General features: G+C 58.7%; 8 protein-coding genes. 4 read left to right on the top strand and 4 right to left on the bottom strand.

Translation table 11 applies throughout. The features are described 5' to 3' along the window. Positions 1–62: 62 nt before the first annotated feature. Both dnaE and tilS read left to right on the top strand, forming a co-directional pair. Positions 63–3,536, top strand: a complete 3,474-nt coding sequence (dnaE, locus tag JYB85_RS05695) for a DNA polymerase III subunit alpha (RefSeq protein WP_207381421.1) — start codon at positions 63–65, stop codon at positions 3,534–3,536. After that, positions 3,536–5,026, top strand: a complete 1,491-nt coding sequence (gene tilS, locus JYB85_RS05700) for a tRNA lysidine(34) synthetase TilS (protein WP_207381422.1) — start codon at positions 3,536–3,538, stop codon at positions 5,024–5,026. Before dnaE ends, tilS begins: the two co-directional genes overlap by 1 nt. A 41-nt stretch (positions 5,027–5,067) precedes the next feature. Here the strand turns inward: tilS and JYB85_RS05705 are convergent, their stop codons facing one another. Next, positions 5,068–6,165 (bottom strand): GNAT family N-acetyltransferase/peptidase C39 family protein, encoded by a 1,098-nt coding sequence (locus JYB85_RS05705; RefSeq protein WP_207381423.1) that lies wholly within the window; start codon positions 6,163–6,165, stop codon positions 5,068–5,070. 75 nt (positions 6,166–6,240) lie between these two features. Here JYB85_RS05705 and JYB85_RS05710 point away from each other — a divergent pair, with 75 nt between their 5' ends. After that, the gene (locus JYB85_RS05710; protein ID WP_207381424.1) at positions 6,241–7,692 is read left to right on the top strand and encodes a RimK family protein; all 1,452 of its coding nucleotides are present in this window, start codon (positions 6,241–6,243) and stop codon (positions 7,690–7,692) included. A gap of 22 nt (positions 7,693–7,714) precedes the next feature. Here JYB85_RS05710 and JYB85_RS05715 read toward each other — a convergent pair whose 3' ends face one another. Next, positions 7,715–8,614, bottom strand: coding sequence for a GGDEF domain-containing protein (locus tag JYB85_RS05715; protein WP_207381425.1), 900 nt, complete (start codon positions 8,612–8,614; stop codon positions 7,715–7,717). Between the two features lie 174 nt (positions 8,615–8,788). Between JYB85_RS05715 and JYB85_RS05720 the strand changes: the two genes are divergently transcribed. Continuing rightward, the gene (locus JYB85_RS05720) at positions 8,789–10,735 is read left to right on the top strand and encodes a monovalent cation:proton antiporter-2 (CPA2) family protein (protein WP_207381426.1); all 1,947 of its coding nucleotides are present in this window, start codon (positions 8,789–8,791) and stop codon (positions 10,733–10,735) included. 46 nt (positions 10,736–10,781) lie between these two features. Here JYB85_RS05720 and JYB85_RS05725 read toward each other — a convergent pair whose 3' ends face one another. Next, positions 10,782–11,903: a patatin-like phospholipase family protein gene (locus JYB85_RS05725; protein ID WP_207381427.1), complete on the bottom strand. Its 1,122-nt coding sequence runs from the start codon at positions 11,901–11,903 to the stop codon at positions 10,782–10,784. A 154-nt stretch (positions 11,904–12,057) separates the two neighbouring features. Continuing rightward, positions 12,058–13,773, bottom strand: coding sequence for a proline--tRNA ligase (locus JYB85_RS05730; protein ID WP_207381428.1), 1,716 nt, complete (start codon positions 13,771–13,773; stop codon positions 12,058–12,060). Positions 13,774–14,100 lie beyond the last annotated feature (327 nt).

Below are 14,100 nucleotides of genomic sequence, written 5' to 3' on the forward strand. Positions count from 1 at the left end.
TCCTTGGCTGCCATGTTATCTTTCTCCTTTGATTTTTCGTGCCATAAAAGCCTTTATTGCCCATGTCTCAGCCCAAGTTCGTCCACCTGCGCGTGCACTCCGACTTCTCCATGACCGATGGTCTGGCCAAGGTCAAGCCCATACTCGGCAAGGCCGAGGCCGAAGGCATGGCGGCGATTGCGCTGACGGATCAGAACAACCTCTGTGGTTTGGTGAAGTTTTACAGTACCTGCCATGACAAGGGCATCAAGCCCATTATCGGTGCCGACTTTTGGGTGCTGGTGCCGGGGGTTGAGGGCGAGTTTTGCGCCCTGACCGTCATTGCCATGGATAACCAGGGCTACCAGAACCTGACCCAGCTGATCAGCCGGGCTTACCTGCGTGGCCAGGTGCAGGGTAGGGTGGCGCTGGATCAGGAATGGTTGCTGGAATTCAATGAGGGCATTTTGCTGCTCTCCGGTGGCCGCGAAGGGGATCTGGGCAAGGCACTGCTGAAGGGCAACGCCTCCCAGGCGGCGTCCTTGAGTGAGTTTTACCAACGCCATTTCCCGGATCGCTATTTTATCGAGCTTATCCGAACCGGCCGTGCCGATGAGGAGCGCTACCTGCACATGGCGGTGGCCCACGCCGCCGAGTGGGGCCTGCCCGTGGTGGCCACCAATCAGGTGGTGTTCCTGACCCCGGACGACTTCGAGGCCCACGAAATTCGGGTCGCCATTTCTGATGGTTTCACCCTGGCCGATAACCGCCGGCCGAAGAAATACAGCGATCAGCAATACCTGCGCTCCATCGACGAGATGTGCGAGCTGTTCGCCGATATCCCCGAAGCCCTCGAAAATACAGTGGAAATTGCCAAGCGCTGTAACGTGACTGTGCGCCTGGGGGAATACTTCCTGCCCAATTTCCCAACCGGCGATCTGTCCATCGAAGATTTTCTGGTGGCCCGCTCCAAACAGGGGTTGGAAGAGCGGCTCGAATTCCTGTTTCCGGACCCGCAAGTTAGGGCCGAGAGGCGCGGCGAGTACGACGAGCGCCTGGACATAGAGCTCAAGGTTATCAACCAGATGGGCTTCCCCGGTTACTTCCTTATCGTGATGGAGTTTATCCAGTGGGGTAAGGACAACGGCATTCCCGTGGGGCCGGGGCGCGGTTCGGGCGCAGGTTCCCTGGTGGCCTATGCCCTGAAAATTACCGACCTCGACCCGCTGGAATTTGACCTGCTGTTCGAACGTTTCCTTAACCCCGAGCGGGTATCCATGCCCGACTTCGACGTCGACTTCTGCATGGACAGGCGCGACGAAGTGATTGACCACGTGGCCGAACTCTACGGCCGCGAGGCGGTATCCCAGATCATCACCTTCGGTACCATGGCCGCCAAGGCCGTGGTGCGCGACGTTGGCCGGGTGCTAGGCCACGCCTACGGCTTTGTGGACCGGATCTCCAAGATGATCCCGCCGGAGCCCGGCATGACCCTGGCCAAGGCATTCGAGGTGGAGCCCGGGCTGCAGGAGGCCTATGACGCCGATGAGGAAGTGAAAGATCTTATCGACATGGCCCGCAAGCTCGAGGGCGTGACCCGTAACGCCGGCAAGCACGCCGGGGGCGTGGTGATTGCGCCCACCAAGATCACCGACTTCTCGCCCCTGTACTGCGACGCCGAGGGCAATAACCCGGTCACCCAGTTCGACAAGAACGACGTGGAATACGCCGGGCTGGTGAAGTTCGACTTTTTGGGTCTGCGGACCCTGACCATTATCGATTGGGCCCTGGGGATGATTAACCCCAGGCTCAAGCGCATGGGCAAGGATCCTGTGCGGATTGAAGCCATTCCGCTCGATGACAAAAAATCCTTCGCCCTCTTGCAGCGCTACGAAACCACGGCGGTGTTCCAGCTGGAATCCCGCGGCATGAAGGATCTGATTAAACGGCTGCAGCCGGACTGCTTCGAAGATATGATCGCCCTGGTGGCCCTGTTCCGTCCGGGGCCGCTGCAATCGGGCATGGTGGATAACTTTATCGAGCGTAAGCACGGCCGCGAGGAGATCTCCTACCCGGACAGCCAGTGGCAGCACGAGTGCCTCAAGCCCATCCTCGAACCCACCTACGGCATCATCCTCTATCAGGAACAGGTGATGCAGATTGCCCAGACTCTGTCCGGCTATACCCTGGGCGGCGCCGACATGCTGCGCCGCGCCATGGGTAAGAAAAAGCCCGAGGAGATGGCCAAGCAGCGCAGCGTGTTCAAAAGCGGGGCCGAAAACAACGGCGTCGACGGCGAACTGGCGATGAAGATCTTCGACCTGGTGGAGAAATTCGCCGGTTACGGCTTCAACAAATCCCACTCGGCCGCCTATGCTTTGGTGTCCTACCAGACCCTGTGGCTTAAGACCCACTATCCGGCGGAATTTATGGCCGCGGTAATGTCCGCCGATATGGACAACACCGACAAGATAGTGACCCTGGTGGACGAGTGTGAGCGCATGGGCTTGCCGCTGATCCCGCCGGACGTTAACAAGGGCCAGTTCAAGTTCACCGTGGATGAAGATCTCAATATCGTCTACGGCATCGGCGCCATCAAGGGCGTGGGCGAAGGCCCGGTGGAGGCCATTCTTGAGGCCCGCGAGGCCGGTCCCTTCAAGGACCTGTTCGACTTCTGCGCCCGGGTGGACCTGAAAAAACTCAACAAGCGGGTGATAGAGAAACTGATAAGCTCGGGCGCCCTCGACGCCCTGGGGCCACATCGCGCCGCCATGATGGCGACCTTGCCCGAAGCCATCCGCGCCGCCGATCAGCACGCCAAGGCCGAGGCCATAGGCCAGCACGACATGTTCGGCCTGCTCAACAGCGAGCCCCAGGATGGCAAGCAGCAATTTGTTGAATGTACCCCCTGGCCGGACAAGATCTGGCTCGAAGGGGAGCGGGAAACCCTGGGCCTGTACCTCACGGGCCACCCCATCAACCAGTACATCAAGGAACTCAAGCATTACACCTCCGGCAGGCTCAAGGACATACACCCCACCGAGCGCGGCAAAACTGTCAAGGCTGCGGGCCTGGTGGTGGCCACCAGGGTGATGCTGACCAAGCGCGGCTCCAAGATGGGGCTGGTGACTTTGGATGACAAGAGCGCCCGCCTGGAGGTGATGCTGTTTACCGAGGCGTTCGAGAAGTTTAATCACCTGCTGGAGAAGGACAGGATCCTTATCTGTGAGGGCGAGGTCAGCTTTGATGACTTCTCCGGCGGCAACCGCATGACGGCACGCAATATCATCGACATCAGTGAGGCCCGCAGCCATTTCGCCACCGCGCTGGAAGTGGACCTTGATGCCGAGGCCATAGCCCCTGGGCAGCTGGACAAGTTCGCCGAGCTGGTGAGGCCCTGGCGTCAGGGTGCCGTGCCCATGCTGATCAATTACCGTCAGGCCCAGGCCTCGGGCCAGTTCCGCCTCGGTGACGATTGGCGCGTCAACCCCAGTGACGAGCTGGTGCTGGCGCTGCAAACCCTGCTGGGGCCGGACAAGGTCAGGATACTGTTCTGATGCCCGCTCTGATGCCCGCCCTGGAACTGAGCGCGCTTGCGGCTCTTATCGACAGCGCCCTGGGCGCCATTCCGCGAGATGAAAGAGAGCCCCACCGCCCCAAACAGCCCAATCAATCCAAACGGCCTGTGCGGATAGTGCTGGGTTACAGCGGCGGTCTCGACTCAGAACTGCTGGCCTGTGCCCTCGGTGAATTTGCCAAACGCCACCCAGCTATCCAGTGTATCGCCGCCCACGTGCACCATGGCCTGAGCCCCAACGCCGATGCCTGGGCCTGCCACTGCCAGAATCGCGCGGCGCACTATGGCCTGCAGTTTCAGGAATTGCGGGTCACTCTCGCCAGGGACAAGGGATTGAGCCTGGAGGCCGAGGCGCGGGACAAGCGTTATCAGGCGCTGCTGTCCCTGCTGGGCCCCGGCGATGTGCTGCTGACCGCCCACCATGAGGACGATCAGCTGGAAACCCTGCTGCTGGCCCTCAAGCGCGGTCAGGGCCCCAAGGGATTGGCGGCCATGGGACTGGTGCAACCCCTTACCCTTGCTAACAGCGAGGATGCGGCCAAGCGCTGGCAGCTGCGGCCTTTCCTGGGGCTGTCCCGCAGTGATATGGAGCAGACGGTCGAGGCGCTGGGACTGGTGCATATCGAAGATGAGAGCAACAGCGACACCCGCTTTGACCGCAATTTCCTGCGCCATGAAATCATCCCGCTGCTGAAGCAACGTTGGCCGGCCTTTGCCCAGACCAGCGCCCGCAGCGCCGCCCTGTGCGCGTCCCAGCAGCAGTTGTTGGATGCGGAAATGCGTAAACGCCTCGAACCCATGTTGCAAAGGGATGGAAGCTTACGTCTTTGCCTCACGGCGCTGGCAGAGCAGGAGCCATTGTGGCAGGAGCAACTGCTGCGCGGCTTTATTGAGCTTAGGGGCTTGCCACTGCCGTCCCAACTGCAGCTGCAGGATGCGCTCAAGCAATTGCTCGGCGCCCGGGAGGATGCGGCGGTGCACCTGAGGTTTCAGGGGCTGGAGCTGCGCCGTTTCCAGGGCTGCGCCTATGCACTGGCCCCGGCTCTGCCTCCTGTGCTTGCCGATGCGACCGTTAAATGCCCAAGTCCAGTGTCCGTGACCTTTTCCGCCCTTAAGCAGGGCATAGCGCTTGCCGATGGCCGCCGTCTGTGGCTGGAGCCTGCCGCCCCCGGTGAGCCCGGGCTAAGTGACATGGCCGGAGATACTGAGCTGCAAATCGTCTTTGGTCTGCCCGGCAGCACCCGTACCCGGCCCCATCACAGGGACAAGGGACGGGAGCTTAAAAAAGTCTGGCAGGAGCTGGGAGTGCCGCCCTGGGAACGGGCCACAGTGCCCATGCTGATACTTGGCCAGTCAGTGAACACTGACATATCTGCCAGCGGGCAACTGCTGGCCGCCGCCGGTCTGTGGCTGGAGAAATCGGCCCTTGCCAAGCCAGGGGATACCGCCTGGCGCCTGTGCCTGGCCTGATCCATAGCCACTCCAGTCCGCCGCCGCTTTTTGGGGCTTAATCAACCACCGTTCTTGGGTTTAATCACCAGATAAGATACCTGCCGCTGACGGCCGTAGCGCACCAGGCTCGCCAGTTCACTCTGGCTGATGGGCACGTGGGCCGCGGCAATGGCGTCGGCCCGCTGCTCCACATTGGGGTCGTGAAAGAAAAAATACTGCTCGTTGCAGCCGCTCAGCACTATCCAGTGGGGGCCTTTTTCGCCGTTGAATCTGTAAGTGCTTACCAACATCAGTACGCACCAACCTTCGGCCAGCCAGGCCTTCAATTCATCTGTGCCGGGGGCGCAAGCCTGACTCTCAATCCCGTGTGCTTTGAGCTGCTCGACAAAATCCTCATGCACCAGGCGGATCACCGCCTTCTTGTTGTCATCCCGTACCGAATCCACAAAGGGCACAGAGTCCGACTGGCAATAGAGGGCCACCCCGTAACCTCGGTTCAGTGCCGCCAATGCCAGGCCGTGGGCGCTGCAGCCTCCGTGACCGCTGGTCATGTAGATGGTGGTGGCCTCACGCCACAGTTGCAGTTCAATCTGGCGGCTGGGGACAAACTCAGGTGTCAGGCAGGCAAAACTCATCAACAGGCAAGAGGGACCGCAGCTGAAAGCCGTGGTCTGGGCATAGAGGGGCAGGTTGAGCATGATCTGCGGCCCGGGAGGCGTCAGGCGCTTGTACATGCGGATGCCATCGGCCAGATCATCATAATAATGGATAAGGGTTTTCAGTACCTTATAACCATTTTTTTGATACAGATTGATGGCGGCCTCATTGTCACTGCGCACTTCCAGGCGTAAGGTGATATAGCCGCGCTCGACGGTTTCCCGTTCGCTGGCCTGCAGCAAAGCCAAACCCACGGCTTTGCCGCGAAACGCCTGGGAGGTGGCAATGGAGTAGAGCCGTGCCAGGTGGGTGCCACGATGGAACAGCACCAGGCTGTAACCAGCCAATTGGCCGTCTTCCTCGGCGACCAACATGCAGGCATGGCTGGACTGGATAAAACGCCGCATCTGCCGGGGACTTATCCTGTCACCGGGAAATACGTTCCATTCCAGCAGGTTGAGGGCGGAGGCATCATTGAGGGTGGCCTGGCGAATTTGCATCTCGGGCCTCTTGGCGAATTGGCCATGGGATACCACACTCTACTCTTGGAAAGGCAAAGGAGGCAACGGCTATTTATGGCGCAATTTCTGATAGTAACGGATGACGCGAGCGACTGGCGCCCCTACCTGCCGAGTGATTCCATGGTGCCGGTCAATGACTATCTGCAGGCCGGAGCCTATGCCAATCAGGGGGCTACCCAGGTACTCAATCTGTGCCGCAGTTACGATTATCTCAGCAGTGGTTATTACTGCTCCCTGCTGGCCGAGGCCCGTGGTCACAGGGTGATCCCCAGCGTGATGACCATTAACGACCTCAGTCAGGACCGCTTCTTCAGTCTGCCCCAGGCCGGGCTCGACAAACTGCCGCCCCAGGACGAGGTCCTGAGTTTCAAACTGTACTTTGGCCGCTGCGACAAGCCTGGGCTGGAGCGCATCGGCCGCAAGATTTTCGAGCGCTTTACCGTGCCCGTGTTGGCGGTGGAGCTGGCGCTGGTGGCGGGCAAGTGGCAGGTGCTGAAGATTGCGCCTTTTCCGTTTCAGGAACTCAGCGACAACGAGCAGGATGAATTCGCCAAGTACCTGGAAATTTTTGCCCGCAAGGTGTGGCGGGCTCCCAAGCCGTCGCGGCGCTTTCGTTACGAAATCGCCATGTTGGTGGATGAACAGGAAAAGATGCCGCCCTCGGACAAGGGCGCCTTGAAGCGCTTTATCAAGGCCGCCAATCGCATTGGCATGGATCTCAACATCATAGGGCCGGAAGATCTGTCGCGTCTTGGGGAATACGACGGCCTGTTTATCCGCGCCACCACCAATATCGCCAACTTCACCTATCGCTTTGCCAAGACTGCAGCCCAGCTGGGACTGGTGGTGATGGACGATCCCGAGTCCATCATGAAGTGCACCAACAAGGTATTTTTGAGCGAGCTGCTGGCCAATCACAAGGTGTCGACCCCCAAGAGCCTGGTGATCATGGAAAGCATGCAGGACTGGGAACAAAAACTGATTGCGGAAATTGGATTACCGGCGGTGCTCAAGGTACCCGATGGCGCTTTTTCCCTGGGGGTGGTCAAGGTCAAAACCGTGGAGGAACTGCGCACTCAGGCCCAGCGCATCTTTGAACACAGCTCACTGATTTTGGCCCAGGAATACCTGCCCACCGAGTTTGACTGGCGCATTGGGGTACTCAATCGCCAGCCCATCTACGCCTGTCGTTACTACATGAGTCGGGGCCATTGGCAGATTTACCAGCATCATCAGAGCGGCAGGATTTCCAGCGGTGGTTTTGATGCAGTGGATCTCAAACAGGTCCCCTCGGGGGTGCTGGATGTGGCACTCAAGGCCGCCAACCTGATAGGCAGCGGTTTTTACGGAGTCGATGCCAAAGCGGTGAATGGCCGCGCCTGCGTGATTGAGGTCAACGACAATCCCAGTGTGGATCATGGGGTGGAGGACTTGTTTCTCGGCGATCTGCTTTACGACAGGGTGATGACCGAGTTTTTGCGCAGGATACAATTAAGGGGCCTGTGAGGCCCCTGCCCGGATCAACGGATCAGGCGGCCAGCTCCAGGCGGTAGCAGTTGCGACCGGCGGCCTTGGCCTGATACAGGGCTCTGTCGGCACGCTCGTACACTTGATCCTGATTTTCACCGGCGCGCAGTTGCGCGGCGCCTATGCTGGTGCGAATTTGGTTGCGGGCAAAGAAGCCTTCCGAGGTCATGCGGTCGAGAATACGTTCGCAGAGTATGGCTACCGAGGCCACGTCACCGCGCACCAGCAGCACGAATTCATCGCCGCCGATACGGAACGCCTGGTCCGTGTTGCGTATCGCCTGCTTGAGCATGGCGCCGAATTGGCGCAGCACGGCATCACCGAACTGATGACCATAGGCATCGTTGAGCTGTTTGAAGTTGTCCAGATCCAGGATCACCAGGCTCAGATCGTCATGGTGACGGCTGGTGCGGGCCAGGGCCTGTTTAAAGCACTGGCCATAGTAGTGGCGGTTACCAAGGCCGGTGAGTGAGTCAAACATGGCCTGTTCCGACATTTTGAAATAGCGAATGGCGTTGATAAGCGGCTGGCTCAGCAGGCCTTCCAGTTCAATCAGCAGGCTCAGTTCCCGGGGGGACAGGGGTCTTTGCCAGTGGTATTGCAACCTGGCGTCTTCCATGTCTTCCAGACCCAGGTGACGTTCAAAGGCGGTGCCCAGGCGTTTGCCCCAGCTCAGCTGCAGTTCCGGGAACAGACCCTGGACCCCCAGCAGCGGCAAGTATTGCCCCAGCACTTTGCCGTAGCAGGCAAAGACTGTCCGGGGATCTAAACTTGAATGCAGCTGGCGGGTGATTTGCAGCAGCTGGCTGAGATCCGGCGTCGGGCAGGAGTCCCGCGTCAGCATATCTGTGCTGAAGCCAAAGCTCTCGGGGCCCAATTCTTGAACGAAACCTAAGTCCATACTAATACTCCAGCAGAACAGGAAGCGGTAATGGTCACATTCAAGCAATATCCATGCCCAATCTTGAAGTTTTTTAATTTGTCTTTATTTGTCATTCAGTTAAGCTGATATCTATGCTCGGTAGCCATTGTGGGGGCCACCGGACCGCGACGGAAAATTGACTAAGGACGCCCGATGGAAAATGGCACTCTGATGCAAGTCCTGTTTATGCTGGTGATCGCCATTGCGGCCATTGCCTTGCTCAGGCGTTTGGGATTGCCGGCGATTCTGGCCTATCTGCTGACCGGGGTGGTCAGTGGTCCGGGTGGCTTCAATTGGTTCAGCCAGCACCAGATGCAGTCGGTTGCCGAGCTTGGGGTGGTGCTGCTGATGTTTACCCTGGGGCTGGAGTTTTCCGTCCCCAAACTCTGGGCCATGCGCCGCACCGTATTTGGCCTTGGCAGTGCCCAGGTGCTGGTGACCACGGGTTTGGCCATGGTGCTGGCCCTGGCCTTGGGGCAGGGCGTTGTTCAGGCCCTGGTGATTGGTTCGGCCATTGCCCTGTCGTCCACCGCCATAGTGCTCAAGTTGCTTAACGAGCAGGGCTGGCTCAGGCGCCGCCACGGTGAGTTGTCGGTGAGCGTGCTCTTATTCCAGGATCTGGCCGTGGTGCCGCTGCTGATCCTGCTGCCCTTGCTCGATGGCAATAGCGAACCTCTGTCATTGCAAAGTATATTCTGGTCCCTCGGCAAGGGGCTGGTGGCCTTTATGGCGCTGATGGCCTTCGGCAAATGGGCCCTGCCCAAGGCCTTTGATGAAGTAGCCCGCTCCCGATCAAACGAACTCTTCGTGCTCTCGACCCTGGTGGTGGCCCTGCTTACCGGCGCCTTTACCCAGTGGCTGGGCTTGTCCATGGCCCTGGGCGCCTTTATGGCGGGTATGCTGCTGGGGGAGAGCCAGTACCGGCGCCAGCTGGAGGCCGATATCCGGCCGTTCCGCGATCTGCTGATGGGCTTGTTCTTTATCTCAATCGGCATGTTGCTCGACTTTGCCCTGGTGCTGAACTACTGGTGGCAGATTATCCTGTTGTTGCTGGCCGTGGTGCTTGGCAAGGCGCTCATCGTTTATGGCATGCTTAAGCTCATCAAGGAACCCTTTAAAATCGCCCTGGCAGCGGCGCTGACCCTGGCCCAGGTGGGGGAATTCAGCTTTGTGGTGCTGGCGCTGGCGGTGAATTATCAGCTGCTCGACCGGGACACCAGCACCATATTGGTGATGGTGGCGGTGTTGTCCATGGGTCTGGCGCCGGCCCTGGTGCGCCACGCCCAGGAGATCCCCAGGTTATTGATGGGGATCCGCAGTCGCGGCAGCAAGGAGGCTTTGCCTGTGCTGACCGATGAACATCCCGAGCTGGTACTGATTTTAGGCTATGGCAGGGTGGGGCAGACCATAGCCAGGTTTCTCAGGGCCGAAGGCGTGCCCTACCGGGGGCTGGATCTCGACCCGACCCGGGTTTCCGAGGCCCGGCGCGGCGGTGAACCCGTGTTTTTCGGTGACGCCTGCAAACGCAGCCTGCTTAAACAGGTGGGGATCCGCCAGGCCAAGATGGTGGTGGTGACCTTTTGTGAGCACAGGATAATGGAAGAGGTATTGCACCTGTGCCGCGAGCTGGCGCCGGAGGCCAAGATTTTGGTGCGCACCCGGGATGATACTTCCCTGCGTATGCTGGAAAAGGCCGGTGCCAGTCAGGTGATCCCCGAGTCCCTTGAGGGCAGTTTGATGCTGGTCAGCCAGGTGTTGTACCAGTGCGGCGTGCCCCTGACCCGTATTCTCAAACGCCTGGAATCGGAGCGGCGCAATCACTATCAATACCTGCACGGCTTTTTCTCCGGCACAGAGACGGATTTTACTCTCGAACTGCTGCATGCGGTGGCGCTGCCCAGAGGCGCCTCCATGGTGGGTTATACCCTGGCGGATATTCCCTGGGACAAACTCAGGGTGGAGCTCAGGGCCATACGCCGTGGCGGTCAGGAAATCGATAATCCGGATCTCAGCTGGAAGCTGCGGGCGGGCGATGTGCTTATTTTGCTCGGCAAGCCCAGACGCATAGAAAAGGCCGAGGCCTATCTGCTCAGCTCCTGAGTGTACTTCGTGATTTCAGCCCCAAGCGTACCAGGCAATCTTTGAATCAAAGCCTGAAAAAGGCTTTGATTTCATCAATCTGGCACATGGCATCCTGATAACCAAGCTCAATCAGGGCGCTGGTGTAGGCCTTTTCGAACAAGAGGTAGGACACGATACTTGAGTCCGATTCCCTGTCGATACCGATAAAACTCAGCAGGGTGCGGATCGCAAACGGCATGTCCTGATAATAACGGGCCGCCATCTGGCTCAGATCCTCGCTGGGTTTGATCACCAGGGTATTGATGGGCCGCAGCGACAGACGCTCGCGACTTTCCTGGGGGATAAGCTGCAGTGTGTTGTTAATCCGCTCCAGTCGTTCCAAATCGCTGTTGAGGGTATCGGAAAATATGGTGTCCAGCAGGTGACCGGCAATGGTGGCCGTCTTGGGATGGTATTCCAGCTCCCGGGTCTCCAGCTTGTGGGGACTGTCGAGGTTGATGACCATGATCCGCTCGGCTCCCAGATGTATGGGGCTTGCCAGCGGTGCCAACTGGTGCACAGAACCATCGCCATAATAATGCTGCTTGAGTTTGATGGACGGGAACACCAGCGGAATGGCGGAGCTGGCCAGCAGGTGTTCGGTATTGAGCCTGCTGCGCTCACCGCTGCGCCTGGCCCGGTACCAGTTATCCAGCTCGCGATTGGCCTGGAAAAAGGTCACAGAGCGGGAGTTGTTGTAGCAGGAGGTGTCCACCGACAGGGCGGTCAAGGCACCGCTGCGGATATTGCGGTCGATGCGGCCAAAGTCGATAAGCTCGTTCAGCAGTTTGCGCAGCGGTTCATTGTCCAGCAGGCTGCCGGCATCACTGTTGACATTGTCGTGTTGCATGCCCCGCAATGCCATGCGGCCCAAATGGGCCAGCACCCCGGGGATGGAAGAGCGATACACCTTGCTGGTTTCAAAGTGACGCCAGACCCACTCCAATTTGCGTACCCCCAGATGAAAACAGGAGGCATGGGTGGCGATGGAGGTGCCATTGATGGCCCCCGCCGAGGTGCCACAGACAATCTTGAAGGGAATGCCATGGTTGCGCGGATAGAACTGGACTATGGCCTTGAGCACCCCGACCTGGTAGGCCGCACGGGCACCGCCACCACCGAGAACCAAAGCTGTGGACGCTGGCAAGACTTCACTCCAATGTATTGAAAGCTAAATTGATAATGTTTCAATTAAAGCCGTTGTCGGGCCCTAAAAGCAAGGCTGAATCTTGGTTGCGGATAAAAAAACACCCGGCGGGGCCGGGTGTCTGATAATAGCTGACTGAGTGACGTTTAAGTCATCAAGCGCCCATTTGGCCCTTGATAAAGTCCACTATCTCGGCAAAAGGAATATCCTGCTTCTCACCGGTGCGGCGGTTTTTGTACTCGAATACGCCGGCGTCGATATTGCGATCGCCAATCACTATGGTGTGGGGGATGCCGATGAGTTCCATATCGGCAAACATCACGCCGGGACGCTCTTTACGGTCGTCAAACAGCACTTCGATTCCGGCGGCGCTGAGATCTTTATACAGCTGCTCGGCGATGTCGGTCACGCGGTGTGACTTGTGCATGTTCATCGGCAGAATACCCACTGTGAAGGGGGCGATGGCCTGGGGCCAAATAATGCCGCGATCGTCGTGGTTCTGCTCAATGGCGGCGGCCACGATACGGCTCACGCCCACACCGTAACAACCCATCAGCATCACCTGGGACTTGCCGTTTTCATCCAGCACAGTGGCGTTCATAGCCTTGGAGTAGTTGGTACCCAGCTGGAAGATGTGACCCACTTCGATGCCGCGGGCGAAGGCATAGGTGCCCTTGCCATCGGGGGTGGCTTCGCCTTCCACCACGTTGCGGATGTCGGCACCGGCAACCAGCGGCAGATCCCGCTCCCAGTTGATACCGAAATAGTGTTTGCCTTCGATGTTGGCACCGGCGGCGAAATCGCTCATCACCAGCACGCTGTGATCGGCAATCACGGGCAGCTTCAGGCCCACAGGGCCTATGGAGCCGGGGCCCGCACCTATGGCGCTGCGAATATCTTCATCGCTGGCAAATTCCAGCGGTGAGGCCACCAGTTCCAGCTTGTCGGCCTTGATTTCGTTCAGTTCGTGATCGCCACGCACCAGCAGGGCCACCAGCGGCGCCTCTTCGGTGGCACCCTTGACTATCAGGGTCTTGACCGTCTTGGTGATGTCCAGACCAAACTGTTCCACCAATTCGTGGATGGTTTTGGCATTGGGAGTATCGGTCAGGGTCAGGGCCTGGGTAGCGGCGGCACGGCTTTCGGTTGGCAACGGTGCCTCGGCCTTCTCAATGTTGGCGGCGTAATCGCTGCCGGTGGAGTAGGCAATCAGGTCTTCACCGCTGTTGGCCAGCACGTGGAACTCGTGTGACATGCTGCCACCGATGGAGCCTGTGTCGGCCAGCACGGGGCGGAACGCCAGACCCATGCGGTTCATGATGTTGCTGTAGGCCTGGTACATGGCCTGATAGGTCTCGTTCAGTGTGTCCTGCTCCAGATGGAAGGAATAGGCATCCTTCATCAGGAACTCACGGGAACGCATGACACCGAAACGTGGACGCACCTCGTCGCGGAACTTGGTCTGGATCTGATACAGGTTCAACGGCAGCTGCTTGTAGGAGCTGACTTCCTTGCGGATGAGGTCGGTGATCACTTCTTCGTGGGTTGGGCCCAGGACGAAGTCACGGTTGTGACGGTCGGTAAAGCGCAGCAGCTCGGGCCCGAACTTGTCCCAACGACCCGTTTCGACCCACAGATCCCCGGGTTGTACCATGGGCATCAGTATCTCTATGGCACCGGCCTTGTTCATCTCTTCGCGCACTATGGCTTCCACCTTGCGCAGCACACGCAGGCCCGTGGGCAGGTAGCTGTACAGGCCGGAGGCGTTGCGGCGGATCATGCCGGCACGCAGCATAAGTTGATGGCTGATGACTTCTGCGTTGGCAGGGGTCTCTTTCTGTGTCGATAACAGGTATTTGCTGACTCGCATTCCCGATGTCCATTATTGAGTTGAATGGGCAGCATTTTAGCATCTCAAGCGGAGCTGTCACCTTGGAACCGAGGATAAATGGGAGGATTTATGCCTGATGAGGCAAATATTTTTCAGCTAATAGCTCTCGGTCCGGAAATCCTGTGAATGGGCCTCAGGCTGCTTAGCATCTCAAGCGTTACTGTCACCTTGGATTGGTCGATAAAAGGCCCGATTTGTGCCTGATGAGGCAAATATTTTTCAGCTAATAGCTCTCGGTCCGGAAATCCTGTGAATGGGCCTCAGGCTGCTTAGCATCTCAAGCGGAGCTGTCTTTTGAGCAGCCAT

Source organism: Shewanella sedimentimangrovi, from assembly GCF_017354965.1.
In the GTDB taxonomy this organism is placed as follows: Bacteria; Pseudomonadota; Gammaproteobacteria; order Enterobacterales; family Shewanellaceae; genus Shewanella; species Shewanella cyperi.